Genomic DNA, 23,281 nt, shown 5'->3' on the forward strand with positions numbered 1-23,281 from the left:
CATAGCCGTGCGGCGGGCGGAGTTCCAGTGACATCCTCCCTTGACCCCGCGCGCCCGAGGCCCGAAGTTATCGGCAACCCGTATTTGAAAAAGGTGCCTTGCATGTCTTATCTCCGCCCGCTGGCCGCGTCGGCCGTTCTCTTCGGTGTCACTGGCACCGCTGCGCTGGCCGATCTGACCGCCGATCAGGTCTGGCAGGACTGGACGACCTATCTGGAGGAGTTCGGCTATCGGATCACCGCTGACGAGAGCCGGTCCGGTGACACGCTGATGATCCGCGATCTGGCGATGGAGATGGCCCTGCCCGAGGCCGAGGGTGCGGTGTCGATGCGGATGGAGCAGGTCGAGTTTGTCGAGAACGGCGACGGCACCGTGTCGGTGGTGCTGCCCGAGACCCTGCCGATCGCGATTGCCGCCTCGGATGACGAGGCGCAGCAGGTCACGATGACGCTGGAGATGACGCATGAAGCGCTGGAGATGATCGTCTCGGGCACGACCGAGGCGATGGAATACACCTATGACGCCGATGCGGTGACCATGGCGCTGACCGACCTTCGGGCCGGGGAGGAGACGCCGGAGATTCGCGCCGCGCAGATCCGCATGGAGAATCTCAACGGCACGAGCCGGACCGCGCTTGGCGAGACGACGCGTGCGGTGCAACAGAACATGACGGCGGGCCCGGTGACCTATGATCTGGATTTCACCGATCCGACCGAGGGCGGCACGCTGGTGTTTTCCGGCTCGCTGGCGAATGCGACGTTTGCCGGGACCGGGGCGATCCCCGAGAGCTTTGACACCAATGACATGTCCGCCGCGTTGCGTGACGGGTTCCGGTTCGATAGCCGTATGGAATATCAGACCGGCAGCACCGTCTACCGGTTCGAGGATGATGGCGATGTGCTGGAGGGGGCCAACGGTTCCGATCGGGGCACGATAACGAGTTCCATCGGCCCGGATGGTCTGCGCTATGGCGGCGCGGGCGAGGGTGTGACGATCGCGATCAGTTCCAGCGACATGCCGTTCCCGGTCGATCTGAGCATGGCGCGGATGGGGTTCGATATCGCGATGCCGGTGATCGAGAGCGAGACCATGCAGGATTATGCGGTTGGGATGGAACTGGCCGAGTTCACCATGCCGGATCAGCTGTGGTCGCTGTTCGATCCCGGCGCGCAGTTGCCGCGTGATCCGGCGACGCTGAAGCTGGACCTGTCCGGCAAGGGGCGGCTGTTCGTCGATCTGTTCGACCCCGAGCAGATGGCGAACATCGAAAGCAGCGAGTCCGCGCCGGGTGAGGTCGAGAGCCTGACCCTGCACGACCTGACGCTTGATTTGGCGGGGGCGACGCTGACCGGCGAGGGGGCGTTTACGTTTGATCAGACTGACACCGAGAGCTTTGGCGGCGCACCGGCGCCGGAAGGCGAGGTCGATCTGCGCCTCGTGGGTGGCAATGGCCTGTTGGACAAGCTGATCGCCATGGGCCTCGTGCCGCAGGATCAGGCCACGGGCGTGCGGATGATGATGGGGCTGTTCGCGCGGTCCGGCCCGGGCGAGGATGAGCTGGTGTCCAAGATCGAAGTGACTGAGGACGGGCAGGTTCTGGCCAACGGACAGCGGATCAAGTAAGCGGCGCGCGGGGTCAGGCCGGTTTTCAGGCCGGATCCAGATCCTCCAGCATCGCCGCGCGTTCGCGGATGCGCGGCGGCTGCAAGACCAGCGTCAATGCGCCCGGCAGGGCCGCTGACGCCAGAAACATCGCCTTCGTGCTGAACGTATCGGCGGCGACGCCTGCGAGGGCGGGGCCGATCATGCTGCCGCCTGCGGTGGCGAGCAGCGCGGCGGTGAAGCTGAGCGACGGCAGCGCCGGGAAGAGCCGTTCCGACCATGACGCCAGCACCGCACTGACCATCATCACGTGCAGCCCTTGCAGCCCCGCCGACAGGACCAGCCCGGCCCATGTGCCGGGGATCAGCGCCACCAGCGCGAGCGAGCCTGCGCCCGCCACCATCAGGAGGCGCAGGAGGGTGGCCAGGCCGATGGCGGCGTTGATGCGTGCCGTGGCGAGCCCGGCCAGACCGCAAAGCCCGTAGATCACGAAGACCAGTCCGGGTGTGGCCGAGGCGGGCAGGCCGAGGGTGCCGCCTGCGGCGCGGAGGTGGTCGGCGGCAAAGGAAATGTAGATCGCCGAGGTGGTGCCATAGACGAAGGCCACGGCAAAGAGCGGCAGGGCCGTGATGTGGCACAACTCGTCCCATGCGGTGCGGGGCCGGGGCGCGCCGCCCGGCTCCACTTCGCGCAGGGCTGCCCAGTTGGCGGCGAGGGCGATCAGGCTGGCCAGGGCAAAGCCCGCCCAGCAGGCCCGCCACGAGAGGTCTGTGGCGATCAGCCCGAGGGCGGCGAGCCCGGCAAGGGCCACCCCGAGGCTGGTGCCGGTGCTGATCTCGGTCAGGGCCGTGGGCCGGTCGATATCGCGGATTGTGCGGTGCACGGCGTCATTGAAGGGCGTCCAGGCAAAGCCCGCGCTCGACCCCGCCAGAAAGACGCCGAGTGCCAGCGTGGGCACGGCTTGGGCGAGGGCGACCAAGGTGGTGCCGGTCGCGGCGGCGAAAAGGCCAAAGGCCTAGGGTCACCGGCGCGCGCGGGCCCGCGCGCCCGAGCATCGCCTGCGCGAGCAGGAGTGCCACGAAGAAGCCGAGGAACCCGAGGCCCGAGACGAGCCCGACGGTGGTGTCGGACATCGCGAATGCCTCCTTGAATTCGGGCACGAACAGGCCAAAGCCCATGCGACCGGGGCCGAAGCTGATGGCGGTTGCGGCGAAACCGGCGGCGGAGAGGCTCTGGAAATAGGTCATGGCAGGCGGCCCCTTGTTGCGCGTGGTGGGCTCTGTCCCCGCGCGCCCCGCCGGGGACGCCCCTGATGTGTGGCCCGGTCGAAATATCTGCAAGGGCCGGGAACGGTGCGGCTTTTCACGTGGCATGGCCTTGCACCATGGGCCGGGCCGGTCTACCTGAGTGCGGCATTCAGGAGACGCCCATGCCCCAATCGCTTGATGATCTGTCCCATGCCCTGATCGGTGCCGCGCTGAAAGCCGGGGCGCAGTCGGCTGATGCCATCGCGATCCGGGGGCAGTCGGTGATCGTCGATATGCGCGGCGGCACGCTGGAGCAGGCGGAAAGGGCCGAGGGCACCGATATCGGGCTGCGCGTGCTGATTGGCGGGCGGCAGGCCAATGTCTCGGCCTCGGACACGAGGCCCGAGACGATCGAGGCGCTGGCGACCCGTGCGGTGGCGATGGCGCGCGAGGCCCCCGAGGATCCCTATGCCGGGCTGGCCGAACCTGCGCAGCTTGCCCGCGATTGGGATCTGGCGGGGCTGGAACTGTGCGACCCGGCGGCGGAGCCCGCGCCCGATGCGCTGATGCAGATGGCGCAGGAGGCCGAGGCGGCGGCGCTGCGCGTGGCGGGCGTGAGCCAGGTGCAATCGGCGAGCGCGGCCTATTCGCACAATGCCGCGCATATCGCGGCGAGCAACGGGTTTTCGGGCGGCTATGCGCGCACCGATACGGGTCTGTCCTGCGTGGCCATCGGCGGCACCGGGTCGGGGATGGAGCGCGATTACGACGCCGACAGCCGCGTCTTTGCCAGCGATCTGCGCGGGGCCGAGGAGATCGGGCGGATCGCGGGGGAGCGCACGGTCGAGCGGTTGAATGCGCGCCGCCCGCGCACCGGGGCCTATCCGGTGCTGTTCGATGAGCGGGTCGCGTCCTCGCTGATCGGGCATCTGCTGGTGGCGGCAAGTGGCGCGTCGGTGGCGCGGGGCTCGTCCTGGCTGATGAACCGGCTGGGTGAGCAGGTGCTGCCCGACGCGCTGTCGCTGCTGGAGGATCCGCACCGCCCGCGCGTCACCGGATCGCGCCCGTTTGATGCCGAGGGTCTGCCGACCGCCCCGCGTGCGATTGTCGAGAATGGCCGCCTGATGGGCTGGACGCTCGATCTGGCGAATGCGCGCAAGCTGGGGATGCGCTCCACCGGCAATGCGTCGCGCGGGACATCCGCGCCGCCGTCGCCCGCGACGTGGAACGTGTCGCTGACGCAAGGCAGCCAGAGCCGTGCCGACCTGATCCGCGAGATGGGCACGGGCCTCATGGTGACGTCGATGATCGGGGCGACGATCAACCCCAATACGGGCGATTATTCGCGGGGCGCTGCCGGGTTCTGGATCGAGAATGGCGAGATCGCCTATCCGGTCAATGAATGCACCATCGCGGGCAGCCTGCCCGAGATGCTGCGCAGCGTGATCCCTGCCAATGACGCGCGCTCGCATCTGAGCCGGGTGGTGCCGTCGCTTCTGGTCGAGGGGCTGACGCTTGCCGGCGAGTGATCTTTCCCTGCTGATCGAGGCCGCGCAGGAGGCCGCCGAGATCGCGACGCGCTATATCGGCGCGCCGCTCGATATCCGCGACAAGCCGGGCGGGGCGGGGCCGGTGACCGAGGCCGATCTGGCGGTCGATGCCGCCCTCAAACAGATCCTGTGCGACGCGCGGCCCGATTACGGCTGGCTGTCGGAGGAGACCGAGGACGATGCCGCGCGGCTGAGCGCCGAGCGGGTGTTCATCGTCGATCCCATCGACGGGACGCGCAGTTTCATCGAGGGCAATGATATCTGGGCGCATTCCATCGCCGTGGCCGAGCGTGGCGTGGTGACGGCGGCGGCGGTCTATCTGCCGATGCGCGACAAGCTATACGCGGCAGGCGCGGGGTTGGGCGCGACGCTGAACGACATGCCGATCCGGGCCACGACGCGGGCCGATCTGGGCGGCGCGTCGCTGCTCGCGGCCACGCCCGCCTTTGCCCCCGAGGTCTGGCGCGAGGGGCGCGCGCCGGAAGTGACGCGCGGCTTTCGCCCGTCATTGGCCTATCGCCTGAGCCTTGTGGCGGAGGGGCGCTATGACGCGATGATGACGCTGCGCCCGACCTGGGAATGGGATATCGCGGCGGGCGATCTGATCCTGCGCGAGGCGGGGGCGGTGACATCCGACCGGCGCTCGGCGGCGCTGCGGTTCAACAATCCGGTGCCGCGTCTTGACGGGGTGCTGGCGGCAAATCCGGCGCTGCACGGCGCGCTGCACGCGGCACTGGCAGACTGACGCGCTCTGATCCCCCCTTGCACCCGGGCGCGATCCGCGTCTAATGCGCGGGACTTGTGATCAAAAAACAGGCAGACCATGCCCCGTTCCGACAACCTGACCGGCGCGCTCCTGATGATGGGGTCGATGGCGGCGTTCACCATAAACGATGCGATGATCAAGGGCCTGTCGGGGCAGGTGCCGCTGTTTCAGGTGATGTTCCTGCGCGGGGTGGTGACGACGATGCTGGTGGCGGTGATCGCCTGGCGGATGGGGGCGCTGACGAAGCGCCTGCCGCGAGAGGATTGGGGGCCGGTATTCTGGCGCATGGTGGGCGAGATCGGCTCCGCCTATTTCTTTGTCTCGGCTCTCTTTAACATGCCGATTGCCAATATCAGCGCGATCATGCAGGCGCTGCCGCTGACGATAACGCTGGCCGCGGCGCTGTTTTTCCGCGAACCGGTGGGCTGGAAACGGATGTCGGCGATCCTAGCGGGGTTCATCGGTGTGATGCTGATCGTGCGGCCCGGCACCGAGGGGTTCAATGTCTATTCGGTTTACGGGCTGGCGGCGGTCGCCTTTGTCACGCTGCGCGATCTGGCGACGCGCAAGCTGTCGCGCGATGTGCCGTCGATGCTGGTGACGCTGATCACGTCGTTTTTCATCATGGTGTTCTTTGGCCTGGCGAGCCTGACCGGGGAGTGGGCCGCCGTGGATGGGCGCGCCATGCTGCTGATCGGGGGTGCTGCGGTGATGATCATCGGCGGGTATCTCTTTTCGATCATGGTGATGCGGGTGGGCGAGATCGGCTTTGTCGCGCCGTTTCGGTATACCAGCCTGATCTGGGCGCTGATCCTGGGGTGGGTGGTGTTCGGTGACTGGCCGCAGACCGTCACGCTGATTGGGGCGGCGATTGTCGTGGCCTCGGGGCTGTTCACGCTCTACCGCGAGGCGCAGGTCAGCCGACGGGCACGGGCGGCGCAGAAAAGACAGCTTTCACTTGGTCCTCGTCCACGTTGAACTGCGCCTTGAAGAAGGCGCGCTCCTTGTCGGTGAGGGGCTGCAGGCTGCGCGGTTCGAAATTGGCGCCTGAGTCGTTGTCGTCATGCTTGGAGCGCAGATACATCTTCGGAGTCGGGTTGGAGATCATCGGCATTTCGAGGTGCAGCTTGTGATGGCCGTAATTCATCACCGTGCGCGGATCGCCGGGGCGAAATAGAACAGCGAGACCGCAGGCCCAGAACGGGGACTGGACCTCTTCTGCACTGATGCCCTGATCCGAGAGGCCGACCGAGTAGCCGCGATTGTATTCGAACGCCACGGTGCGCCACTTCTTGCGCATGGTGCGGCTGGCCTTGGCGGACCAGCGCAGGCTGCGGGTGAAGCCGACGGCGACGGCGTCGTCATCGTCAAGCCGGAACTGGATGGATTCCGTTTCGTCCTCGCCCAGCTCCTCCTTGATGGCAAGCTGCATGGCGCTGCGGTGGCGCATTGGGGGCTGTGCGACGATTCTGATCTGCGGCACGGCGGCGGTCAGGTCGTGAAGGCGGTCGCGATAGGGTTTTGGCAGGCTTTCGCCAACAACGATGAGAAAGGTGAAATCGGGGTTCTGTTGGGCGGCGATGGAGGGCAGGGTGAGGCATTCGAAATGCCGGAAACGCAACTCCATGCGCGCGGGATCGTAGAGATAGGCCTCGCGCGCCTCGATGCTGTCATGCATCCGCTTGAACCCGCCCTGCGCGGGATAGGAGAACCGGCAAATTCCGATGACGCGCATGATGTCGGACACTCCGGACAGGGTGGGTTGGCAGCGTTTCGCCTGTGCGATACATCGCATTCGCAAAGCCATTGCGCAAGCACCGGGCGGGCCTGTTGACAACCTCCGCGACTCCCCCTATACGCGCCCCATCCGAGGCAAAGGGGGCCGCCCCACCGCCTGTATCAGAACTGAAGTGGTCAAGATCCGGGCGTGATGCCCCGATCCTCTGGAAACCCACCGCGTCGGACCCGAAATATGGGGTGCGATTGCGGTTTTTGCGTATTGCGGACGCGCAGTGTGCTTTTGATTAACCGCACGGGTCACCTCGTGCAGACACATGTGTTGAGAGACGGGGAAAAAACCGGAATGCCAACGATCCAACAGCTGATCCGCAAGCCGCGGCAGCCGAAAGTCAGAACCACCAAGTCACAGCACCTGCAGGGCTGCCCGCAGAAACGTGGCGTTTGCACGCGCGTCTACACCACGACGCCGAAGAAGCCGAACTCGGCCATGCGGAAGGTTGCCAAGGTGCGCCTGACCAATGGCTTCGAGGTGATCAGCTACATTCCCGGTGAAAGCCACAACCTTCAGGAACACTCGGTTGTCCTGATCCGTGGCGGCCGTGTGAAAGACCTTCCCGGCGTGCGTTATCACATCCTGCGCGGCGTGCTCGACACGCAGGGCGTCAAGGATCGCAAACAGCGCCGCTCGAAATACGGCGCCAAGCGTCCGAAATAAGGATTTCGGGCGTCCCGGCATCGGCCCGGGGCCTCGCCCGCAGAGGAACAAGAGGAATATCAGATGTCCCGTCGTCACGCCGCTGAAAAACGCGAAATTCTGCCCGACGCCAAGTATGGCGACCGGGTTTTGACCAAGTTCATGAACAACCTGATGGTGGACGGCAAGAAGTCCGCCGCAGAGAAGATCGTCTACAACGCGCTGGAGCGCGTCGAGACCAAGATCAAGCGCGCACCGGTGGAAGTGTTCCACGAGGCGCTCGACAACATCAAGCCGTCGGTCGAGGTGCGCTCGCGCCGTGTCGGCGGTGCCACCTACCAGGTGCCCGTCGAGGTTCGCCCCGAGCGCCGCGAAGCCCTTGCGATCCGCTGGCTGATCAACGCGTCGCGCGCCCGTAACGAGAACACCATGGAAGAGCGCCTTGCCGGTGAGCTGGTCGACGCTGTCCAGAGCCGCGGCTCGGCCGTGAAAAAGCGCGAAGACACCCACAAGATGGCAGACGCGAACAAAGCGTTCAGCCATTACCGCTGGTAAACCTTTAGAGGCATCTGAATCATGGCACGCGACTATCCGCTCGAACGCTATCGCAACTTCGGCATCATGGCCCATATCGATGCAGGCAAGACCACCTGCTCGGAACGGATCCTGTTCTATACCGGCAAATCCCACAACATCGGTGAGGTGCACGACGGTGCGGCCACCATGGACTGGATGGAGCAGGAGCAGGAACGCGGGATCACGATCACCTCGGCTGCGACGACGACGTTCTGGCAGTGGCAGGAGGACCCCACCAAGGAGGGGACCGACGACACCAAGTTCCGGATGAACATCATCGACACGCCCGGCCACGTCGACTTTACCATCGAGGTCGAGCGCTCGCTTGCCGTGCTCGACGGCGCGATCTGCGTGCTGGATGCCAATGCCGGGGTCGAGCCGCAGACCGAAACCGTCTGGCGTCAGGCCGACCGCTACAAGGTTCCGCGTATCGTCTTCGTCAACAAGATGGACAAGATCGGCGCCGATTTCTACAACTGCGTCAAGATGATCGAGGATCGCACCGGCGCGCGGGCCGTGCCTGTTGCGCTGCCGATCGGGGCCGAGACCGAGCTCGAGGGCATCATCGATCTGGTGACCATGGAAGAGTGGACCTGGAAAGGTGAGGATCTGGGCGCGTCCTGGACCCGTCAGCCGATCCGTGACGAGCTTAAGGACACCGCCGACGAGTGGCGCGCCAAGCTCATCGAGAACGCCGTCGAAATGGACGACGACGCGATGATGGAATACCTTGAAGGCAACGAGCCCGACATCCCCACCCTGCGCAGCCTGATTCGCAAGGGCACGCTGTCGCTCAGCTTCGTGCCGGTTCTGGGTGGCTCGGCGTTCAAGAACAAGGGCGTGCAGCCGTTGCTCAACGCCGTGGTCGATTTCCTGCCGAGCCCGCTCGACGTGGTCGATTACATGGGCTTCAGCCCCGATGACGAGACGGAAACCCGCGACATTCCGCGCCGTGCGGATGACACGATGCCGTTCTCTGGCCTCGCGTTCAAGATCATGAACGACCCGTTCGTGGGCTCGCTCACCTTCACGCGCATCTATTCGGGCGTGATCAACAAGGGTGACACAGTCCAGAACTCGACCAAGGGCAAGAAAGAGCGCATCGGCCGGATGATGATGATGCACTCCAACAACCGCGAAGAGATCGACGAGGCATTCGCCGGCGATATCATCGCGCTTGCCGGTCTCAAGGACACCACCACCGGGGACACGCTGTGTGATCCCAAGGCGCAGGTCGTTCTGGAAACCATGACCTTCCCCGATCCGGTGATCGAGATCGCGGTCGAGCCCAAGACCAAGGGTGACCAGGAAAAGATGTCCGCCGGTCTGGCGCGGCTTGCCGCCGAAGACCCGTCGTTCCGCGTCGAAACCGACATGGAGAGCGGTCAGACCATCATGAAGGGCATGGGCGAACTTCACCTCGATATCCTGGTGGATCGTCTCAAGCGCGAATTCAAGGTCGACGCCAATATCGGCGCGCCCCAGGTCGCCTATCGCGAGACCATCGGTCACGAGGTCGAGCATACCTACACCCACAAGAAACAGTCGGGTGGTTCGGGTCAGTTCGCCGAGGTCAAGATGATCATCTCGCCGACCGAGGCGGGCGAAGGCTTCAGCTTCGAGAGCCGTATCGTCGGTGGCTCGGTGCCCAAGGAATACATCCCGGGCGTCGAGAAGGGCATCCGCTCAGTCATGGATAGCGGCCCGCTCGCCGGGTTCCCGGTGATCGACTTCAAGGTGGCGCTGATCGACGGTAAGTTCCACGACGTTGACTCGTCGGTGATGGCGTTCGAGATTGCGGGCCGGATGTGCATGCGCGAAGGTCTGCGCAAGGCGGGGGCCAAGCTGCTCGAGCCGATCATGAAGGTCGAGGTGGTGACGCCTGAGGAATATACCGGCAACGTCATCGGCGATCTCACGTCGCGGCGCGGTCAGGTCTCGGGTCAGGAGCCGCGCGGCAACGCCATCGCGATCAATGCGAACGTGCCGCTGGCGAACATGTTCGGCTACATCAACACGCTGCGCTCGATGTCCTCGGGCCGCGCGCAGTTCACGATGCAGTTCTCGCATTACGATCCCGTGCCGCAGAACATCTCGGAAGAGATCCAGTCGAAATACGCATAACCGGGTGGCGGGGAGACCCCCGCCCTACCCAAACCGTAGGGTGGGTGCAAACCCACCATCCGCAACGAAAAAAGGAGCCACGACCATGGCAAAGGAAAAGTTTGACCGTTCGAAACCGCATGTGAACATCGGCACGATCGGGCATGTGGACCACGGCAAGACGACGCTGACGGCGGCGATCACGAAGTATTTCGGGGATTTCCGGGCCTATGACCAGATCGACGGCGCGCCCGAGGAGAAGGCCCGCGGGATCACGATCTCGACCGCGCATGTGGAATACGAGACCGACACGCGTCACTACGCGCATGTCGACTGCCCCGGCCACGCCGACTATGTCAAGAACATGATCACCGGTGCCGCGCAGATGGACGGCGCGATCCTGGTGGTGAACGCCGCCGACGGCCCGATGCCGCAGACCCGCGAGCACATCCTGCTGGGTCGCCAGGTCGGCATTCCGTTCATGGTCGTCTACATGAACAAGGTCGATCAGGTCGATGACGAGGAGCTGCTGGAGCTGGTGGAGATGGAGATCCGCGAGTTGCTGACCTCCTACGACTATCCCGGCGACGACATTCCGATCGTCAAGGGGTCGGCGCTGGCGGCGATGAACGGCACCGATCCGGAGATCGGCGAGAACTCGATCAAGGAGCTGATGGCGGCTGTGGACGAGTATATCCCGACGCCGGCGCGCGCCGTGGACCTGCCCTTCCTGATGCCGATCGAGGACGTGTTCTCGATTTCCGGCCGTGGCACGGTTGTGACCGGCCGGGTCGAGCGTGGCGTCGTGAACGTCGGTGACGAGCTCGAGATCGTCGGCATCAAGGACACCCGCAAGACGACCTGCACCGGTGTCGAGATGTTCCGAAAGCTCTTGGATCGTGGCGAGGCGGGCGACAATATCGGCGCACTGCTGCGCGGCATCGACCGTGAGGGCGTGGAGCGTGGCCAGGTGCTGTGCAAGCCCGGTTCGGTCAAGCCGCACACCAAGTTCGAGGCCGAAGCCTATATCCTGACCAAGGAAGAGGGTGGCCGTCACACGCCGTTCTTCGCCAACTACCGCCCGCAGTTCTACTTCCGCACCACGGATGTGACCGGCACGGTGAACCTGCCCGAGGGCACGGAGATGGTGATGCCCGGCGACAACCTCAAGTTCGAGGTCGAGCTGATCGCCCCGATCGCCATGGAAGACGGCCTGCGCTTCGCCATCCGCGAAGGCGGCCGCACCGTCGGCGCCGGCGTCGTCGCGAAGATCATCGAGTAACAACCATCAGGCCCCGGGGCATGGCTCCGGGGCAGGGTTCGACGAGGGAGGCCGGGTGGTCCGGCCTTCCTCCTATCAACTCCAATGCCGCGAAAGGCTAGACCAATGCAAAGCCAGAACATTCGCATTCGGCTCAAGGCGTTTGACTACCGTGTGCTGGATGCCAGCACGCAGGAAATCGTCAACACCGCCAAACGGACCGGTGCCCAGGTGCGCGGGCCGATTCCGCTGCCGAACAAGATTGAAAAATTCACCGTTCTGCGTGGCCCCCACGTGAACAAGAAATCCCGCGACCAGTTCGAGATCCGGACGCATAAGCGTCTTCTCGACATCGTCGACCCCACGCCGCAGACGGTGGACGCGCTGATGAAGCTCGACCTCGCCGCTGGCGTGGACGTGCAGATTTCGGTTTAAGGAGGGCAAGACATGTTGCGCTCTGGTGTGATCGCGAAAAAAGTCGGCATGACCCGGCTTTTCATGGAAGACGGCAAGCAGGTTCCTGTGACCGTTCTTCAATTGGACAAACTTCAGGTGGTGGCACAGCGCACCCCTGAGAAAGACGGCTACTCGGCCGTGCAACTCGGTGCAGGCACCGCAAAGGCCAAGCGCACGACGCAGGCCATGCGCGGGCATTTCGCCGTGGCCAAGGTGGAGCCCAAGCGCAAGGTCGCGGAATTCCGCGTGGCGCCTGAGAACCTGATCAATGTGGGCGAGGAAATCACCGCTGACCATTACTTCGAAGGTCAGTTCGTGGACGTCTCGGGCACCTCGATCGGTAAGGGTTTTGCCGGTGCGATGAAGCGCCACAACTTTGGCGGTCTGCGGGCCAGCCACGGTGTGTCGATCAGCCACCGCTCGCACGGCTCGACGGGTCAGTGTCAGGATCCCGGCAAGGTCTTCAAAGGCAAGAAGATGGCCGGTCACATGGGCGCTGCGCGCGTCACCACGCAGAACCTGCAGGTCGTTCGCACCGATGCAGACCGTGGCCTGATCATGATCAAGGGCGCCGTTCCCGGATCGAAAGGTGGCTGGGTGACGATCAAGGATGCGGTGAAAAAGCCGTTCCCCGAGAACGCCATTCTGCCCGCCGCGCTGAAATCGGCCGCTGAAGAGGCCGCGAAGGCCGCTGAAGAAGCCGCCGCCGCCGCTGCCGCCGAGGCCGAAGAAGAAGCCAAGCGCCTCGCCGAAGAGCAGGCCGCCGCAGAGGAAGCCGCGCTGAAAGAGGCCGAGGCTGAAATCGAGGCCGAGAAGAAGGACAGCGAAGAATGAAACTCGACGTGATCAAACTGGACGGCGGCAAGGCCGGCTCGGTCGATCTGGGCGAAGACATCTTCGGCCTGGAACCGCGCGCGGACATCCTGCACCGCGTCGTCCGCTGGCAGCGCAACAAGGCGCAGGCTGGCACGCACAAGGTCAAGACCCGGTCGGAAACCAGCTATTCCACCAAGAAGATCTATCGCCAGAAGGGCACCGGTGGCGCACGCCACGGCGACCGCAACGCGCCGATCTTCCGCAAGGGTGGTATCTACAAGGGCCCGACCCCGCGCAGCCACGCGCATGACCTGCCCAAGAAGGTGCGTCAGCTCGGTCTCAAGCATGCGCTCTCGGCGAAGGTCAAGGCGGGTGAGCTGGTGGTGATCGAGAACACCGAGAGCGACGGCAAGACCAAGACCCTGGCCAAGCTGGTCAAGGACATGGGCTGGAAGCGTGCACTGATCATCGACGGGGCCGAGGTGAATGCAGAGTTCGCCCGTGCCGCGGCCAATATCGAGGGTCTCGATGTGCTGCCGTCGATGGGCGCAAACGTCTATGACATCCTCAAGCGCGACACGCTCGTGCTGACCAAGGCGGGTGTCGAAGCACTGGAGGCTCGGTTGAAATGAGCGCGAAACCTGAACATTACGATGTGATCCGCAAGCCGGTGATCACCGAAAAGGCGACCATGGCCTCCGAGAACGGGGCGGTTGTCTTCGAGGTGGCGATCGACGCCAACAAGCCGCAGATCAAGGAGGCCGTCGAGGCGCTCTTTGGGGTGAAGGTGAAGGCCGTCAACACCACGATTACCAAGGGCAAGCAAAAGCGCTTTCGCGGCCAGATGGGCCGCCGGAACGACGTCAAGAAAGCCTATGTGACGCTGGTCGAAGGCAACACGATCGACGTGACCACGGGTCTGTAAGCAAAGTGGGGTGAAACCCCATCCTACGGAATTAAACCCCCGGCTGCCGCAAGGTGGCCGGGGTTTTTCGTGTGTTGTGGTGGTGCGCTTGGGGTGTTGCTCACGCTTCGGTTGGCACGTCTTGTTCAGACGAGAAAGGCCGTTTAGGCTTGAACGGGGCAGGGTTGAAAGACGAGGTTGTCGGCATGTGGTCGGTTTTTCAGTTCATTCTCGGATTTCTCGCTGTCGCATGGGTATCAACCTGGGTTTCCGGGTTTTTGCTCGCCTTTGTTTTCCCGGTGTTCAATTACAAAGACGAGTTCATCGAGTATTACACGAAACGCACCGGTGCCCCCCCGTCCCGCGCAAAACTCATCCGGTGTATGTACGGGGCAGGTCACTGGTTCTTTGTGACCGAAAAGAGTTATAGGCCTTGGACACCCCATTCACTCAGCCTGATCCCGACAGCGTTTCTTCTTCGTCATATGTTGTTCGGTCTAGCGTCAATCCTGACAGCCCTCGGGCTGTGGGCGGTTATTCTGATCGGGTATCAAGTCCTGAAAGGGCTGTTCTGATGGGTCCGCCTGCAAGCCCTGCCGGATCACCGCGCGGATCTCGATCAGACGTCACACGGGAATATCGTCATACCCCCGCTTGGAGCCGGTCTTGGTGTCCTTGACCGCGTCGCCCGTGGCCTCGGTCATGATCTCATAGAGACGCTGCGCCTCCGAACCGTATTGCTCCATTGCCTTGCGGAAGAACTCCGACTGCACCTGTACCAGATCGGCCGGACTCTGGCAGCGCAGCATGGCCCTTTGGGTCTCAAGATCGTTCTGCAGGCGCTCGGAGACGAAGCGGGTGCTTTCGGCCATGATGTCGAGCCACATCCGGGCGGCGGGATTGCCGGCGGCCATGGCGGAGGTGAGGGCCGTGGTGTCTGGCTTGGCGGTCGTTTTCTTTGCGGATTTGGTCATGGTTGCTCTCCCTTTTCCGGATCGGGTGCGCGCGCGTGTGGGCGGCGCGTGTCATTGCCGATATGCTATTCTAGGGTTCCATTTTAAACCGGTCGTGCCACGCAGACCTTGATCTGTGTCTAATGGCGCGATTCTGTGCTCACCCCCTTGACCGGGCACGGACACTCCCCTATCAGAGCCCATCCGCAAGGCCCCGGATTCGTCCGGGGCTTCGCTGTTGTTCGCAAGGGCAACGAAGAGCCGGGCACCTTCGGGGGCCTATAACCACGGTGGGATTGAAACCCATCTTACATAGCGGGCCTTCGGGCACGCGTTTGCTAAACGGAAGACAGAAAGCATGGCACTCAAGTCGTATAAGCCGACGACGCCGGGCCAGCGCGGGCTGGTGCTGATCGACCGTTCGGAGCTGTGGAAAGGACGTCCGGTCAAATCCCTCACTGAGGGTTTGACCAAGCATGGCGGCCGGAACAATACCGGACGGATCACGATGCGTCGCAAGGGCGGCGGGGCGAAACGCCTCTACCGCATCGTCGATTTCAAGCGTACCAAACTCGACATCTCGGCAGTCGTGGAACGGATCGAATATGACCCGAACCGCACCGCGTTCATCGCGCTGATCAGATATGAAGATGGCGAGCAGGCCTATATCCTGGCGCCGCAGCGTCTGGCGATCGGCGACAAGGTCGTCGCCTCGGCCAAGGCCGATATCAAGCCGGGCAATGCGATGCCGTTCTCGGGCATGCCGATCGGCACGATCATTCACAACATCGAGCTCAAGGCCGGCAAGGGCGGGCAGATCGCACGCGCCGCTGGCACCTATGCGCAATTCGTCGGCCGCGATGGCGGGCACGCGCAGATCCGCCTGAGCTCGGGCGAGCTGCGTCTCGTGCGTCAGGAATGCATGGCCACCATCGGTGCGGTCAGCAACCCCGACAACTCGAACCAGAATTACGGTAAAGCGGGCCGCATGCGCCACAAGGGCATCCGCCCGTCGGTGCGTGGTGTCGTGATGAACCCGATCGACCACCCCCATGGTGGTGGTGAGGGCCGGACTTCGGGTGGTCGTCACCCGGTCACGCCCTGGGGCAAGCCCACCAAGGGCGCGCGCACCCGCAACAAGAACAAGGCGTCGCAGGCTCTTATCCTGCGCTCGCGTCACGCCAAGAAGAAGGGCCGCTAACACATGGCACGTTCTGTATGGAAAGGCCCCTTCGTCGATGCCTATGTCTTGAAAAAGGCCGAGGCAGCGCGCGAGTCGGGGCGTAAGGAAGTCATCAAGATCTGGTCGCGCCGCTCGACGATCCTGCCGCAATTCGTGGGTCTCACGTTCGGCGTCTACAATGGCCACAAGCACATTCCGGTGAATGTGAGCGAAGACATGATCGGTCAGAAATTCGGTGAATACTCGCCGACCCGCACCTATTACGGGCATGCGGCGGACAAGAAAGCGAAGAGGAAATAAGCCATGGGCAAGGATAAGAATCCCCGCCGCGTGGCGGATAATGAGGCGATGGCCAAGCTGCGCATGCTGCGCACGAGCCCGCAGAAACTCAACCTCGTCGCCGCGATGATCCGTGGCAAGAAGGTGGACCGGGCGCTGACCGATCTGACCTTCTCGAACAAGCGGATCGCAGAGGACGTCAAGAAGTGCCTGCAATCGGCGATCGCCAATGCCGAGAACAACCACAATCTCGACGTGGACGAGCTGGTCGTGGCCGAGGCTTATGTCGGCAAGAACCTTGTGATGAAGCGTGGCCGTCCGCGGGCGCGTGGCCGGTTCGGGGCGCTGAAAAAGCCGTTCTCGGAACTGACGATCAAGGTGCGTGAAATTGAGGAGCAAGCCTAATGGGTAACAAAGTCAATCCGATTGGCATGCGCCTGCAGGTGAACCGCACCTGGGACAGCCGCTGGTATGCCGACACCAAGGACTACGGTGATCTTCTGCTCGAGGATCTCGCGATCCGCGAGTTCATCAACAAAGAGTGCAAGCAAGCCGGCATCAGCCGTGTGATCATCGAGCGTCCGCACAAGAAGTGCCGCGTCACGATCCACACCGCCCGTCCCGGCGTGATTATTGGCAAGAAGGGCGCGGATATCGAGACGCTGCGCAAGAAGCTGGCCAAGATCACCGACAGCGAACTGCACCTCAATATCGTCGAGGTGCGCAAGCCCGAGCTCGATGCCGCCCTTGTGGGTGACAGCATCGCGCAGCAGCTTGAGCGTCGTGTGTCGTTCCGTCGTGCGATGAAGCGCGCCGTGCAGAACGCGATGCGCATGGGGGCCCTGGGTATCCGGGTCAACGTCGCAGGTCGTCTTGGTGGCGCCGAAATCGCCCGGACCGAATGGTATCGCGAGGGCCGTGTGCCCCTGCATACCCTGCGCGCCGATATCGACTATGCCAATATCGAGGCGACCACAGCCTATGGCATCATCGGCATCAAGGTCTGGATCTTCAAGGGTGAGATCATGGAGCACGATCCCGGTGCGCGTGATCGCAAGGCCCAGGAACTCCAGGATGGTCCCGCGCCCCGTGGCGCCGGCGGCCGCCGTTAAGGAGGAATGACAGATGCTTCAACCAAAGCGTACAAAATTCCGCAAGATGCACAAAGGCCGGATCAAGGGCGAAGCCAAGGGCGGCTCTGATCTGAACTTCGGGTCTTTCGGTCTCAAGGCCACACAGCCCGAGCGTGTCACCGCACGCCAGATCGAGGCGGCACGCCGTGCCATGACGCGTCATATGAAACGTCAGGGCCGGGTCTGGATCCGGATCTTCCCGGACACCCCGGTGACCGCCAAGCCGATCGAGGTTCGCATGGGTAAGGGTAAAGGCTCGGTGGACCGGTGGGTCTGCAAGGTCAAGCCCGGCCGCGTGATGTTCGAGATCGACGGCGTCGGCGAAGCGGTCGCGTTGGAGGCCCTGCGCCTCGCCGCGATGAAGCTGCCGGTCAAGACCCGGGTCGTGGTCCGCGAGGACTGGTAAGGCCGGTGGGGTGAACCCCCATCCTTTGACATTGGCCCCCCGTGCGAGCGATCGTGCGGGGGGCTGTCGTTTGGGCGGGCGGCAAGCCCGTTGCAACGTGCTTGTGACGCGGTTTTCAAACCGCGTGAGACGCGCCTTGCAAGGCGCTTGGCCAAGCCGCGTGCAAGCGGCTTGCGCGGTGAATTTGCCTCTCGCCTCGGGCGTGAGGCTGCGCTAGGAACGGGGCATGTCCCAGATCCGTTCTCTCTTCGTGACCCGCCTCTACCGTGCCGCCCTGAGCGAGCACGGCCCTGCCATTGACGCCAAAGAGCTGGAGGCGTCGTGCTATTCCATCGCCGAGGATGACGAGGCGGGGCAGGACTGGTGCGAGACCGAAGGCTATCCCGGCTACACCTCCTATGCCTCGCTGACCGATCTGCCGTGGCGGTTTCCGATCTTCGCCGATCTGGTCACGGCGCTGGATGCGCATGTGGCGGCGTTTGCCGAGGATCTGGAGTTCGATCTGGACGGGCGCGCGCTCAAGCTCGAGGATATCTGGATCAACATCCTGCCCGAGGGCGGCAGCCATGGCAGCCACATCCACCCGCATTCGGTGCTTTCCGGCACGACCTATGTGGCCATGCCGGAGGATGCCAGCGCGCTCAAGCTGGAAGACCCGCGCTCGGCGCGGATGATGGCCGCGCCGCCGCGCCGCAAGGGCGCGCGCGAGGAGTTGCAGACCTTCGTTTATGCCAAGCCGCAGGTGGGCGATGTGCTCTTGTGGGAATCATGGCTGCGCCACGAGGTGCCGCTGAACATGTCCGAAGAGGACCGGATCAGCGTCAGCTTCAATTATTCCTGGGCCTGATACCGCCGTGTGGGGCTTATAAGCCCCGGAAAAATCGGTAATTTGAACTTGCCTCTTGCAAAATCGCCCGTTCGCGCGCATATGGACGCTGCTAACGTTATTCTTTTTCGATACCTGTCTCCTCTAAACCGGCGGTCAGTTTCTCGATCCAGACCGACCACGCCGCGGCTGCCGCACTCAAGCGGGCAGCACAACATCAGGAGACTACCCATGGCCAATGGCACCGTAAAATGGTTCAATTCCACTAAAGGCTTCGGCTTTATCGCGCCCGACAATGGCGGCAAGGACGTTTTCGTCCACATCAGCGCCGTTGAGCGCGCCGGCCTCACCGGCCTGGCCGATGACCAGAAAGTGACCTTCGACATCGAATCCGGCCGTGACGGCCGCGAGAGCGCGTCGAACCTGCAGCTCGCATAAGCGATCTGATCTGACTTTGGGACGGCCTCGGGGGAACCCGGGGCCGTTTCTCGTTGCATGGCGTGGAGGCGCGGTGCGGGTCGGTCGGAGGATTTCCCAAACTCCCTCTTGCCCTATGCGGCCACCTCCCTTATAGAGCGCCAATCCGCGACCCTTGGGCCTGCCCGGGGATTCGCGTGTTTTGCAATTCATCCACCGGGTTTCGGGTGACCCTGAACCAACCGTCAGGGGCCGTCCGGTGTTTTGAGAAAGGAAAAGGCGATGAACGCCAAGGAACTGCGTGACAAGACCCCGGACCAGCTCCGGGAGGAACTCACCACCCTGAAGAAGCAGCAGTTCAACCTGCGCTTTCAGGCGGCCACCGGCCAGCTTGAGAACCCCGCTCAGATGCGCAAGGCCCGTCGCGATGCGGCGCGCGTCAAGACCATTCTGAACGAAAAAGCCCAAGCGGCCGCAGAGTAAGGAGCCCCTGAGATGCCCAAACGTATTCTTCAAGGTGTCGTGACCTCTGACGCCAACGCCCAAACCGTCACCGTATCGGTCGAGCGCCGCTTCAAGCATCCGGTGATGCAGAAGACCATCCGTAAGTCCAAGAAGTACCGGGCTCACGACGAGAACAACACCTACAAGGTCGGCGATGCCGTTCGGATCATCGAATGCGCGCCGAAGTCGAAAACGAAACGTTGGGAGGTGCTGGAGGCGTAAGCCAACAGCGCCTTTCGGCATTGTCGAAACCCTGGGGACCAGGCATTGCATCGCCCCCCATAGGTCGGGAGAAACCAAATGATCCAGATGCAGACCAATCTGGATGTTGCTGACAACTCCGGCGCACGCCGAGTTCAGTGCATCAAGGTTCTGGGTGGTTCCAAGCGTAAATACGCATCCGTGGGCGACATCATCGTCGTCTCGGTCAAGGAAGCCATCCCGCGCGGTCGCGTGAAGAAGGGCGACGTCCGCAAGGCCGTCGTCGTGCGCACCGCCAAGGAGGTCCGTCGCGAAGACGGCACCGCCATCAAGTTCGACCGCAACGCCGCCGTCATCCTGAACAATGCGGGCGAGCCTGTCGGCACCCGTATTTTCGGGCCGGTCGTGCGCGAATTGCGCTCCAAGAACTTCATGAAAATCATCTCGCTCGCCCCGGAGGTGCTGTAAGATGGCTGCCAAACTGAAAAAAGGCGACAGCGTGATCGTTCTGGCCGGCAAGGACAAGGGCCAGAAAGGCACGATCACCAGCGTTGATCCGAAATCCGGCAAGGCCGTGGTCGAGGGCGTCAACATGGCGATCCGCCATACCCGTCAGAGCCAGACAAGCCAGGGGGGCCGCCTGCCCAAGGCGATGCCCATCGACCTGAGCAACCTGGCGATTGTCGACAAGAACGGCAAACCGACCCGCGTCGGCTTCAAGATCGAAGGCGACAAGAAGGTGCGTTTTGCCAAGACCACGGGGGACGTGATCGATGCTTGATACAGCAACCTATACCCCGCGTCTGCGCACGCAGTTCCGTGAGGTGATCAAGCCTGCTCTGAAGGAAGAGTTCGGCTATACCAACGACATGCAAATCCCGCGTCTGGACAAGATCGTCCTGAACATCGGCTGCGGCGCCGAGGCCGTGCGCGACTCCAAGAAGGCGAAATCCGCTCAAGAAGACCTGAGCCTGATCGCCGGTCAGCGCGCCGTCGTCACCAAGGCCCGCAACTCGATCGCCGGGTTCCGCGTTCGCGAGGATATGCCGCTTGGGACCAAGGTCACGCTGCGCGGCGACCGCATGTATGATTTCCTCGATCGCCTGATCACCATCGCCATGCCCCGTATCCGCGACTTCCGCGGCGTGCCGGGCAAATCGTTCGATGGGCGTGGCAACTACGCCATGGGCCTCAAGGAACATATCGTTTTCCCCGAAATCAACTTCGACAAGGTCGACGAAGTGTGGGGTATGGACATCATCATCACAACCACGGCGAAGACCGACGCTGAAGCCAAGGCGCTGTTGAAGCTGTTCAACATGCCCTTCAACAGCTGAGCCGGGGGAGGATAGATTTATGGCTAAGAAAGCAATGATCGAGCGCGAGAAGAAGCGCCAGAAGCTGGTGGAGCGTTTCGCCAAGAAACGTGCCGCGCTGAAAGAGATCATCAGTGACGAAAGCAAGCCGATGGAAGAGCGGTTCCGCGCTTCCCTGAAGCTGGCACAATTGCCGCGCAACAGCTCGGCGACCCGGCTGCACAACCGTTGCCAGCTGACCGGTCGTCCGCATGCGTATTACCGCAAACTCAAGATTTCCCGTATCGCGCTGCGCGATCTGGGCTCTGCCGGGCAGTTGCCTGGCGTTGTGAAATCGAGCTGGTGAGGAGGGCAGAGATATGAACGATCCTATCGGCGATATGCTCACCCGTATCCGCAACAGCCAGATGCGTGGCAAGTCCACGGTTCTGACCCCGGCCTCGAAGATGCGCGTGCGCGTGCTCGACGTTCTGGCGGCAGAGGGTTACATCCGCGGCTATGAACAGATCACGGGCGAAAACGGTCACCCGGCGATCGAAATCAGCCTGAAGTATTTCGAGGGCACCCCTGTCATTCGCGAAATGAAGCGGGTCTCCAAGCCCGGTCGTCGCGTCTATATGGGCGTCAAGGACATTCCGCAGATCCGTCAGGGCCTCGGTGTGTCGATTGTCTCCACCCCCAAGGGTGTGATGTCGGATGCAGCCGCGCGCGCAGCCAATGTTGGCGGCGAAGTGCTCTGCACGGTATTCTAAGGAGACCCGGACATGTCTCGTATCGGAAAACAACCCGTGGCTCTGCCCAATGGTGTCACCGCGACGCTGTCGGGCCAGACCATCGAAGTGAAGGGCCCGAAGGCAACCAAATCCTTCACGGCGACCGACGATGTGACCATCACCATCGAGGATGGCCTGATCACCGTCACGCCGCGTGGCAAATCCAAGCGCGCCCGCCAGCAATGGGGCATGACCCGCACGGTCATCTCCAACCTGGTGCACGGGGCCAATGAAACCTTCAAGAAAGAGCTGGAAATCCGCGGCGTCGGTTATCGCGCGCAGATGGCGGGCAACGTCCTCAAGCTGAACCTCGGTCTCAGCCATGACGTCGACTTCGCTGTTCCGGAAGGTGTGACTGTCACCGCGCCCAAGCCCACCGAACTGGTGGTCGAAGGCACGGACAAGCAGCTCGTCGGTCAGGTTGCGGCGAATATCCGCGACTGGCGGCGGCCCGAGCCCTACAAGGGCAAAGGGATCCGCTACAAGGACGAGTACATCTTCCAGAAGGAAGGCAAGAAGAAGTAAGGACGCGAGCTATGGCATACAGCAAAAGAAAACTGTTCCTCAAACGCCGCCTGCGCGTTCGGAACAAACTCCGCAAGGTCAATGCAGGGCGTCCGCGCCTGAGCGTTCACCGCTCCAACAAGAACATCAGCGTGCAGCTGATCGACGACGTCAACGGTGTGACGCTCGCCGCCGCCTCGACCCTCGAAAAGGATCTGGGGCTGGTGGGCAAGTGCAACCTCGAGGCCGCCACCAAGATCGGGGCCACGATTGCCGAACGCGCCAAGAAGGCGGGCGTCACCGAGGCCTATTTCGACCGGGGCGGGTTCCTGTTCCACGGTCGGGTCAAGGCCGTGGCCGATGCCGCGCGTGACGCCGGTCTGAAAATCTAAAGCGCAGGCGGCCCTTCGGGGCCGCCTCGATGATCCGGGAGCTTTGGCTCACCTGGATTGAACAATATCAGGCACCACGCGGTGCCGCATCGAAAGGACGCCGAGAATGGCAAGAGATGACAACCGGGGGCGCGGACGTGACCGCGACGAAACCCCTGAATTCGCCGATCGCCTGGTTGCGATCAACCGCGTATCGAAAACCGTAAAAGGGGGCAAGCGCTTCGGCTTTGCCGCTCTGGTCGTTGTTGGCGATCAAAAGGGCCGTGTCGGCTTTGGCAAGGGCAAGGCCAAGGAGGTCCCCGAGGCGATCCGTAAGGCCACCGAAGCTGCCAAGCGCGCGATGATCCGCGTGCCGCTGCGCGAGGGCCGCACCCTGCACCACGACATGGAAGGTCGCCACGGTGCCGGTAAGGTCGTGATGCGCACCGCCCCGCAGGGTACCGGCATCATCGCCGGTGGTCCGATGCGCGCCGTGTTCGAGATGCTGGGCGTTCAGGACGTGGTTGCCAAGTCGAACGGGTCGCAGAACCCCTATAACATGATCCGCGCCACGCTGAACGGTCTCCAGAAAGAGACCAGCCCGCGCATGGTCGCACAGCGCCGTGGCAAGAAGGTCGCCGACATCCTGAAACGGGGTGACGAAGCGCCGGCTGCTGCCGATGCGGCAGAAGCGTAAGGA

General features: G+C 63.1%; 34 protein-coding genes. 30 read left to right on the plus strand and 4 right to left on the minus strand.

The genetic code is table 11. The features are described 5' to 3' along the window. The first annotated feature begins 102 nt into the window (after positions 1-102). On the plus strand, positions 103-1,623 hold the full coding sequence (locus PVU19_RS04520; RefSeq protein ID WP_050664081.1) for a DUF2125 domain-containing protein: 1,521 nt from the start codon (positions 103-105) through the stop codon (positions 1,621-1,623). A gap of 25 nt (positions 1,624-1,648) precedes the next feature. On the opposite strand, the gene PVU19_RS04525 is transcribed toward PVU19_RS04520, so the two are convergent. Together PVU19_RS04525 and PVU19_RS04530 are read right to left on the minus strand one after the other, a co-directional pair. Next, positions 1,649-2,560 (minus strand): YbfB/YjiJ family MFS transporter, encoded by a 912-nt coding sequence (locus PVU19_RS04525; protein ID WP_235575881.1) that lies wholly within the window; start codon positions 2,558-2,560, stop codon positions 1,649-1,651. Beyond that, positions 2,490-2,849 (minus strand): hypothetical protein, encoded by a 360-nt coding sequence (locus PVU19_RS04530; RefSeq protein ID WP_050664083.1) that lies wholly within the window; start codon positions 2,847-2,849, stop codon positions 2,490-2,492. The genes PVU19_RS04525 and PVU19_RS04530 overlap by 71 nt, the downstream gene beginning before the upstream one ends. A gap of 182 nt (positions 2,850-3,031) precedes the next feature. Here PVU19_RS04530 and PVU19_RS04535 point away from each other — a divergent pair, with 182 nt between their 5' ends. The 3 genes from PVU19_RS04535 (at position 3,032) to PVU19_RS04545 (ending at position 6,143) form a co-directional block, all read left to right on the plus strand. Beyond that, entirely contained in the window at positions 3,032-4,378 is a 1,347-nt protein-coding gene (locus tag PVU19_RS04535) for a TldD/PmbA family protein (RefSeq protein ID WP_050664084.1), read from the plus strand. Then, positions 4,365-5,144, plus strand: a complete 780-nt coding sequence (locus PVU19_RS04540) for an inositol monophosphatase family protein (protein ID WP_050664085.1) — start codon at positions 4,365-4,367, stop codon at positions 5,142-5,144. The genes PVU19_RS04535 and PVU19_RS04540 overlap by 14 nt, the downstream gene beginning before the upstream one ends. A 78-nt stretch (positions 5,145-5,222) precedes the next feature. Further along, the gene (locus PVU19_RS04545; RefSeq protein ID WP_050664086.1) at positions 5,223-6,143 is read left to right on the plus strand and encodes a DMT family transporter; all 921 of its coding nucleotides are present in this window, start codon (positions 5,223-5,225) and stop codon (positions 6,141-6,143) included. On the opposite strand, the gene PVU19_RS04550 is transcribed toward PVU19_RS04545, so the two are convergent. Then, positions 6,082-6,900, minus strand: coding sequence for a putative rhamnosyl transferase (locus tag PVU19_RS04550; protein ID WP_050664087.1), 819 nt, complete (start codon positions 6,898-6,900; stop codon positions 6,082-6,084). The genes PVU19_RS04545 and PVU19_RS04550 overlap by 62 nt on opposite strands. Before the next feature lie 348 nt (positions 6,901-7,248). On the opposite strand from PVU19_RS04550, the gene rpsL reads away from it, so the two are divergent. The 9 genes from rpsL (at position 7,249) to PVU19_RS04595 (ending at position 14,290) form a co-directional block, all read left to right on the plus strand. Further along, positions 7,249-7,620, plus strand: coding sequence for a 30S ribosomal protein S12 (gene rpsL, locus PVU19_RS04555; RefSeq protein ID WP_008281863.1), 372 nt, complete (start codon positions 7,249-7,251; stop codon positions 7,618-7,620). A gap of 63 nt (positions 7,621-7,683) precedes the next feature. Next, positions 7,684-8,154, plus strand: a complete 471-nt coding sequence (rpsG, locus tag PVU19_RS04560) for a 30S ribosomal protein S7 (protein WP_050664088.1) — start codon at positions 7,684-7,686, stop codon at positions 8,152-8,154. A gap of 21 nt (positions 8,155-8,175) precedes the next feature. Beyond that, positions 8,176-10,299 carry an elongation factor G gene (gene fusA, locus PVU19_RS04565; protein WP_050664089.1) on the plus strand — a complete coding sequence of 708 codons (2,124 nt, stop codon included), beginning with the start codon at positions 8,176-8,178 and terminating at the stop codon, positions 10,297-10,299. Between the two features lie 85 nt (positions 10,300-10,384). Next, complete coding sequence (tuf, locus tag PVU19_RS04570) at positions 10,385-11,560, plus strand: elongation factor Tu (protein WP_274789771.1); 1,176 nt, start codon at positions 10,385-10,387, stop codon at positions 11,558-11,560. Positions 11,561-11,665: 105 nt separating this feature from the next. Continuing rightward, a complete protein-coding gene (gene rpsJ / locus PVU19_RS04575) occupies positions 11,666-11,974 on the plus strand; it encodes a 30S ribosomal protein S10 (protein WP_037273464.1) in 309 nt (102 codons plus the stop codon). 12 nt (positions 11,975-11,986) lie between these two features. After that, entirely contained in the window at positions 11,987-12,829 is an 843-nt protein-coding gene (gene rplC / locus PVU19_RS04580) for a 50S ribosomal protein L3 (protein WP_050663343.1), read from the plus strand. Further along, a complete protein-coding gene (gene rplD / locus PVU19_RS04585; protein WP_050663342.1) occupies positions 12,826-13,443 on the plus strand; it encodes a 50S ribosomal protein L4 in 618 nt (205 codons plus the stop codon). Before rplC ends, rplD begins: the two co-directional genes overlap by 4 nt. Beyond that, positions 13,440-13,736 (plus strand): 50S ribosomal protein L23, encoded by a 297-nt coding sequence (locus PVU19_RS04590; RefSeq protein WP_050663341.1) that lies wholly within the window; start codon positions 13,440-13,442, stop codon positions 13,734-13,736. Before rplD ends, PVU19_RS04590 begins: the two co-directional genes overlap by 4 nt. A 164-nt stretch (positions 13,737-13,900) precedes the next feature. Continuing rightward, positions 13,901-14,290, plus strand: coding sequence for a hypothetical protein (locus PVU19_RS04595; protein WP_152911659.1), 390 nt, complete (start codon positions 13,901-13,903; stop codon positions 14,288-14,290). Positions 14,291-14,341: 51 nt separating this feature from the next. On the opposite strand, the gene PVU19_RS04600 is transcribed toward PVU19_RS04595, so the two are convergent. Continuing rightward, positions 14,342-14,689 (minus strand): phasin family protein, encoded by a 348-nt coding sequence (locus PVU19_RS04600; protein ID WP_050663339.1) that lies wholly within the window; start codon positions 14,687-14,689, stop codon positions 14,342-14,344. A gap of 337 nt (positions 14,690-15,026) precedes the next feature. Between PVU19_RS04600 and rplB the strand changes: the two genes are divergently transcribed. The 17 genes from rplB to rpsE all read left to right on the plus strand — a co-directional run bounded on the left by rplB (position 15,027) and on the right by rpsE (position 23,278). Beyond that, entirely contained in the window at positions 15,027-15,869 is an 843-nt protein-coding gene (rplB, locus tag PVU19_RS04605) for a 50S ribosomal protein L2 (protein WP_050663338.1), read from the plus strand. A gap of 3 nt (positions 15,870-15,872) precedes the next feature. After that, positions 15,873-16,151 (plus strand): 30S ribosomal protein S19, encoded by a 279-nt coding sequence (gene rpsS, locus PVU19_RS04610; RefSeq protein ID WP_050663337.1) that lies wholly within the window; start codon positions 15,873-15,875, stop codon positions 16,149-16,151. Between the two features lie 3 nt (positions 16,152-16,154). Next, positions 16,155-16,535: a 50S ribosomal protein L22 gene (gene rplV / locus PVU19_RS04615; protein ID WP_050663336.1), complete on the plus strand. Its 381-nt coding sequence runs from the start codon at positions 16,155-16,157 to the stop codon at positions 16,533-16,535. Continuing rightward, a complete protein-coding gene (gene rpsC / locus PVU19_RS04620) occupies positions 16,535-17,242 on the plus strand; it encodes a 30S ribosomal protein S3 (RefSeq protein WP_050663335.1) in 708 nt (235 codons plus the stop codon). Before rplV ends, rpsC begins: the two co-directional genes overlap by 1 nt. Before the next feature lie 13 nt (positions 17,243-17,255). Then, entirely contained in the window at positions 17,256-17,669 is a 414-nt protein-coding gene (gene rplP / locus PVU19_RS04625) for a 50S ribosomal protein L16 (RefSeq protein ID WP_050663334.1), read from the plus strand. 226 nt (positions 17,670-17,895) lie between these two features. After that, on the plus strand, positions 17,896-18,516 hold the full coding sequence (locus PVU19_RS04630) for a 2OG-Fe(II) oxygenase family protein (protein WP_050663333.1): 621 nt from the start codon (positions 17,896-17,898) through the stop codon (positions 18,514-18,516). Between the two features lie 210 nt (positions 18,517-18,726). Continuing rightward, positions 18,727-18,933 carry a cold-shock protein gene (locus PVU19_RS04635; protein WP_050663332.1) on the plus strand — a complete coding sequence of 69 codons (207 nt, stop codon included), beginning with the start codon at positions 18,727-18,729 and terminating at the stop codon, positions 18,931-18,933. 261 nt (positions 18,934-19,194) lie between these two features. Beyond that, positions 19,195-19,395: a 50S ribosomal protein L29 gene (gene rpmC, locus PVU19_RS04640; RefSeq protein WP_050663331.1), complete on the plus strand. Its 201-nt coding sequence runs from the start codon at positions 19,195-19,197 to the stop codon at positions 19,393-19,395. 12 nt (positions 19,396-19,407) lie between these two features. Next, positions 19,408-19,638, plus strand: a complete 231-nt coding sequence (rpsQ, locus tag PVU19_RS04645; RefSeq protein ID WP_050663330.1) for a 30S ribosomal protein S17 — start codon at positions 19,408-19,410, stop codon at positions 19,636-19,638. Positions 19,639-19,716: 78 nt separating this feature from the next. Beyond that, a complete protein-coding gene (gene rplN / locus PVU19_RS04650; RefSeq protein WP_050663329.1) occupies positions 19,717-20,085 on the plus strand; it encodes a 50S ribosomal protein L14 in 369 nt (122 codons plus the stop codon). A gap of 1 nt (position 20,086) precedes the next feature. Further along, positions 20,087-20,398, plus strand: coding sequence for a 50S ribosomal protein L24 (gene rplX / locus PVU19_RS04655; protein ID WP_050663328.1), 312 nt, complete (start codon positions 20,087-20,089; stop codon positions 20,396-20,398). Further along, positions 20,391-20,954 (plus strand): 50S ribosomal protein L5, encoded by a 564-nt coding sequence (gene rplE, locus PVU19_RS04660; protein ID WP_050663327.1) that lies wholly within the window; start codon positions 20,391-20,393, stop codon positions 20,952-20,954. Before rplX ends, rplE begins: the two co-directional genes overlap by 8 nt. Before the next feature lie 19 nt (positions 20,955-20,973). After that, complete coding sequence (rpsN, locus tag PVU19_RS04665) at positions 20,974-21,279, plus strand: 30S ribosomal protein S14 (protein ID WP_050663326.1); 306 nt, start codon at positions 20,974-20,976, stop codon at positions 21,277-21,279. Positions 21,280-21,292: 13 nt separating this feature from the next. Continuing rightward, positions 21,293-21,685: a 30S ribosomal protein S8 gene (gene rpsH / locus PVU19_RS04670; protein WP_050663325.1), complete on the plus strand. Its 393-nt coding sequence runs from the start codon at positions 21,293-21,295 to the stop codon at positions 21,683-21,685. Positions 21,686-21,697: 12 nt separating this feature from the next. After that, on the plus strand, positions 21,698-22,231 hold the full coding sequence (gene rplF, locus PVU19_RS04675; RefSeq protein ID WP_050663324.1) for a 50S ribosomal protein L6: 534 nt from the start codon (positions 21,698-21,700) through the stop codon (positions 22,229-22,231). A gap of 11 nt (positions 22,232-22,242) precedes the next feature. Continuing rightward, the gene (gene rplR / locus PVU19_RS04680; protein ID WP_050663323.1) at positions 22,243-22,602 is read left to right on the plus strand and encodes a 50S ribosomal protein L18; all 360 of its coding nucleotides are present in this window, start codon (positions 22,243-22,245) and stop codon (positions 22,600-22,602) included. 106 nt (positions 22,603-22,708) lie between these two features. Next, on the plus strand, positions 22,709-23,278 hold the full coding sequence (rpsE, locus tag PVU19_RS04685; RefSeq protein ID WP_050663322.1) for a 30S ribosomal protein S5: 570 nt from the start codon (positions 22,709-22,711) through the stop codon (positions 23,276-23,278). The last annotated feature ends 3 nt before the right edge of the window (positions 23,279-23,281 follow it).

This window comes from Roseovarius tolerans (genome assembly GCF_028885395.1).
Classification (GTDB): Bacteria; Pseudomonadota; Alphaproteobacteria; order Rhodobacterales; family Rhodobacteraceae; genus Roseovarius; species Roseovarius tolerans.